This is a genomic window from Actinomadura sp. NPDC048032, from assembly GCF_040653175.1.
GTDB lineage: Bacteria > Actinomycetota > Actinomycetes > Streptosporangiales > Streptosporangiaceae > Spirillospora > Spirillospora verrucosospora.
Genome location: NZ_JBEZJP010000677.1, coordinates 1 through 2,646, shown reverse-complemented (window position 1 = coordinate 2,646; position 2,646 = coordinate 1). Strand labels below are relative to the sequence as shown.

The 2,646-nt window shown below is 72.8% G+C and carries 1 protein-coding gene and 1 pseudogene; both read left to right on the top strand.

The window, feature by feature from the left end; translation table 11 throughout:
• Nucleotides 1-1,278: glycerol kinase GlpK (gene glpK / locus AB0C69_RS40940; RefSeq protein ID WP_360362008.1), on the top strand; the 1,278-nt coding region annotated here is incomplete at its 5' end.
• A 144-nt stretch (nt 1,279-1,422) separates the two neighbouring features.
• Nucleotides 1,423-2,595, top strand: a pseudogene (locus AB0C69_RS40935) (glycerol-3-phosphate dehydrogenase/oxidase); the annotation flags it as partial.
• Nucleotides 2,596-2,646: the final 51 nt, after the last annotated feature.

Below are 2,646 nucleotides of genomic sequence, written 5' to 3'. Positions count from 1 at the left end.
CGCGAGACGACCGTGGTGTGGAACCGGCGCACCGGCCGCCCCTACTACAACGCGATCGTCTGGCAGGACACCCGCACCGACCGCATCGCCTCCGCGCTCGAACGCGACGGCCGGGGCGAGACGATCCGGCACCGCGCCGGGCTGCCGCCCGCGACGTACTTCTCCGGCGGGAAGATCCAGTGGATCCTGGAGAACGTCGACGGCGTCCGCGAGGCCGCCGAGCAGGGCGACGCGGTCTTCGGCAACATCGACACCTGGGTCCTGTGGAACCTCACCGGCGGGACGGACGGCGGCGTGCACGTCACCGACCCCACCAACGCCAGCCGCACCATGCTCATGGACCTGGAGACCCTCTCGTGGGACGACCAGCTCCTGTCGTTCTTCGGGATCCCGCGCTCCATGCTGCCGGAGATCAAGCCGTCCTCGGCGCCCGACGCCTACGGCACGACGCGTCCGGGCGGCCCGCTCGGCGGCGAGGTGCCGCTCACCGGCATCCTGGGCGACCAGCAGGCGGCGACGGTGGGGCAGGTGTGCTTCTCCCCCGGCGAGGCCAAGAACACCTACGGCACCGGCAACTTCCTCCTGCTCAACACGGGAGAGGAACTCGTCCGGTCCAAGGCGGGGATGCTCACCACCGTCTGCTACAAGTTCGGCGACGCCGCGCCCGTCTACGCGCTGGAGGGTTCGATCGCGGTGACGGGGTCGGCGGTGCAGTGGCTGCGCGACCAGCTCGGCATCATCTCCGGCGCCGCGCAGAGCGAGTCGCTGGCCCGGCAGGTCGACGACAACGGCGGCGTCTACTTCGTCCCGGCCTTCTCCGGCCTGTTCGCCCCCTACTGGAGATCCGACGCCCGCGGCGCCATCGTCGGCCTCTCGCGCTACAACACCAACGCCCACCTGGCCCGCGCCACCCTGGAATCCATCTGCTACCAGTCCCGCGACGTCGTCGAGGCCATGCGCGAGGACTCCGGCGTCACCCTGGACGTCCTCAAAGTCGACGGCGGCGTCACCGCCAACGAACTGTGCATGCAACTGCAGGCCGACATCCTCGGCGTCCCGGTCTCCCGCCCCGTCGTCGCCGAGACCACCGCCCTGGGCGCCGCCTACGCCGCCGGCCTGGCCGTCGGATTCTGGTCCACCACCGACGAACTCCGCCAGAACTGGAACGAGGACAAACGCTGGCAGCCCACCTGGAACGACGACCAACGCCACCAGGGCTACGCAGGCTGGAAGAAGGCCGTCGACCGGACTCTCGACTGGGTCGACCTGAGTGACTGAGCGCGCCTTCGCCGGGGTGCGGCGGGGTGTTGGCCCGGAGTCCTTCCGGGCACGCAACCCGGCCGCACGACACTGGTTCCGACCTCTCTCCGGGAGCATGCGGTGACATCTGTAGCCCTCGGCCCCCAGTACCGCGAGGACACCCTGCGCGGCCTGGCGGAGACCGAGTTCGACGTCGTGGTCGTCGGCGGCGGCGTCGTCGGCGCCGGCGCGGCGCTCGACGCGATCTCGCGGGGCCTGTCCGTCGCCCTCGTGGAGGCGCGGGACTGGGCGGCCGGCACGTCCAGCCGGTCCAGCAAACTGATCCACGGCGGGCTGCGCTACCTCGAACAGCGCGACTTCGGGCTGGTCAGGGAGGCGCTGCGGGAGCGCGGCCTGCTGCTGCAGCGGCTCGCCCCGCACCTGGTGCGGCCCGTCCGGTTCCTCTACCCGCTGCGCAACCGGGTCTGGGAGCGGGCGTACGTCAGCGCGGGCGTGACCCTGTACGACACGATGGGCGGAGCGCGCTCGCTGCCCCGGCACCGCCAGCTCACGCGGCGGGCCGCGCTGCGGGAGGCCCCCGCCCTGCGCTCGGACGCGCTGGTCGGGGCCGTCCAGTACTACGACGCGCAGGTCGACGACGCCCGCTTCACGATGATGGTCGCCCGCACCGCCGCGCAGTACGGCGCCAGCGTGGCCACCCGCGCGGAGGCGACGGGGTTCCTGCGCGAGGGCGAGCGGGTGACCGGCGTCCGCGTCCTGGACCTGGAGGGCGACCGGGAGATCGCCGTGCGGGCCCGGCGCGTGGTGTGCGCGACCGGGGTGTGGACGGACGGCGCGCAGGCGATGACCGGGTCCCGGGCGGCGTTCGCCGTGCGGGCGTCGAAGGGCGTCCACCTGGTCGTGCCGCGCGACCGGATCCCGATGGGCACCGGGTTGATCACGCGGACCTCCAGGAGCGTCCTGTTCATCATCCCGTGGGGGCGGCACTGGCTCGTCGGCACCACCGACACCCCGCACGCCGACGGCCCCGACGAGCCCGTCGCCGACCACACCGACATCGGCTACCTCCTCGACCAGGCGAACTCCGTCCTGCGGACGCCGCTCACGCACGACGACATCGAGGGCGTCTACGCGGGGCTGCGGCCGCTGCTGTCCGGCGAGATGGACGACACCACGCGGCTCTCCCGCGAGCACGCCGTCGCCGAGCCGGTGCCCGGCCTCGTCGTCGTGACCGGCGGGAAGTTCACCACCTACCGCGTGATGGCGCGGGACGCGGTCGACGTCGTCGCCGAGGGCCTCGACGACTCCGTCCCCGCGTCGGTCACCGGCCGGCTGCGCCGTCCCAAGGCGAGCCGCTCGACCTAGGCGGCCCACGCTCCCCCCTTG